2 protein-coding genes are annotated in these 1,271 nt (G+C 22.3%); one reads left to right on the top strand and one right to left on the bottom strand.

All coding sequences use genetic code 11. The annotated features are described in order from the left end of the window. The coding region (locus F3G70_RS11915; protein WP_223166099.1) for a restriction endonuclease subunit S at positions 1 to 507 on the bottom strand (507 nt) is incomplete at its 3' end. A 24-nt stretch (positions 508 to 531) separates the two neighbouring features. Here F3G70_RS11915 and F3G70_RS11910 point away from each other — a divergent pair. After that, positions 532 to 1,230, top strand: a complete 699-nt coding sequence (locus F3G70_RS11910) for a restriction endonuclease subunit S (RefSeq protein WP_223166098.1) — start codon at positions 532 to 534, stop codon at positions 1,228 to 1,230. Positions 1,231 to 1,271: the final 41 nt, after the last annotated feature.

Here is a 1,271-nt window from a genome sequence, read left to right as displayed (position 1 = left end):
TAAATTTTTATTTAACTTTTTTAAAACATGTATCTTATCATCTATGGACTTTAAAATGAATGTTATTTTATTTTGTAATTCTAAATTAGTTGGAGTTGAAATTTCAAAGGTTTCAATATCATTCTTATTGATAGATCCAAAAACAGTCCCACTCTCTTTATTAATTAACTGGGGAATATTAGCTTTAATAAGATAATATAAAAATTCATTATTTTTATTTTTCATATCAATGCTACAAATACCTCTTCCAATACATATATCTTCAGAAGCAATATTTAAATCACCTACTGGTGCCCTAACACTCATTAAAACGCTAGTTTTCTTAGCAACTTTTTTAATAGATGTTGTATATAATTCAAATGAAGGATATTTATCTCCAAATGTTTTATTCCCTTGTAAAAATGGCATACCTTCTTGATTTTCATTATAAAATTCTGATTTAGGTGATTGTCCCATAATAACATTAGCTATAGATTTTAGTTCTACTGTTTTCCATTCTAAACTCAAAAATCATTGTGTGTAAATAAAAATTTGAGAAAATTAATTAAAATAATGTATAAAGATTATTTTGAGAGTTTTGAATTAGAAAATATTCCTAACGATTGGGAAATACTTAATATGGAATCAATTATCAATATTTATAATGGATATTCATATAAAGGAAATGAATTACAAGAATCTAATTGTGCAATGGTTACAATAAAAAATTTTAATCGTGATGGAAGTTTTAGAAACGATGGATTTAAAGAAATTGTTTATTCAAATAAAATTAAGGAATATCATTTCATAAATGAAAATGATGTTTTGATTTCCTGTACTGATGTAACTCAAGATGCAGATATTATAGGAAACTGCATAATTCTTCTTGATAAACAAAATTATAATGAGCTTATAATGTCAATGGATTTAGTGAAAATTGAATCTACAATTCCTGAAATTAATAATTTCTTATTAACAACAATATTTAAAAGTTATAGTTTTAAAAAACATATTTTGGGTTATGTTAATGGAACTACTGTATTACATTTAGATAAAAAAGGGATAAAAAAGTTCAAAATAGGACTACCAAAAAATTTATCAGAAATAAAAAATATTTCTGAAATATTTGAGATTATTTATAAAGAAATTCAATGTAATCATAAAGAAATTAATAAATTAGTTAATCTTAGAGATACATTACTTCCAAAATTAATGTCGGGAAAAATTAATGTATCTGAAATAAACATTTAATTACATATTCTAAACTTAAAAATTTTAAATTTTTATTTATT

Origin of the sequence: Methanobrevibacter millerae, from assembly GCF_900103415.1 — an archaeon.
Taxonomy (GTDB): Archaea; Methanobacteriota; Methanobacteria; order Methanobacteriales; family Methanobacteriaceae; genus Methanocatella; species Methanocatella millerae.
Note: the sequence above shows the minus strand (reverse complement) of the source record. Positions and strands in the feature narration are given on the sequence as shown.